This window comes from Leifsonia sp. SIMBA_070 (assembly GCF_046534635.1).
Classification (GTDB): domain Bacteria; phylum Actinomycetota; class Actinomycetes; order Actinomycetales; family Microbacteriaceae; genus Leifsonia.
The window spans coordinates 1-245 of record NZ_JAWRYK010000774.1; the positions used below are offsets into that span (position 1 = coordinate 1).

Below are 245 nucleotides of genomic sequence, written 5' to 3' on the forward strand. Positions count from 1 at the left end.
GCAAGCGATGAGGCCGTAGCAGCTGCCCGTACCATTTGTTCAGCATATCATACCATGGTCTGCATATCCGGTGCCAAGGATATTGTTACAGATGGCTCCCAAACTGTCCATATTGAAAACGGACATCCGTTAATGGCCAAGGTGACCGGAACGGGCTGTACCGCAGCTGCGTTGATCGGTGCCTTTATCGGGGTTACGGAAAATAAGATCGAGGCCGTGAGCGCTGCAATGGTCTTGTTGGGCAT

At 52.2% G+C, this 245-nt stretch carries 1 protein-coding gene; it reads left to right on the forward strand.

Going from position 1 to position 245, the window contains the following annotated elements; translation table 11 throughout:
* Positions 1–54: 54 nt before the first annotated feature.
* The coding region (locus SB754_RS22320) for a hydroxyethylthiazole kinase (protein WP_410784466.1) at positions 55–245 on the forward strand (191 nt) is incomplete at its 3' end.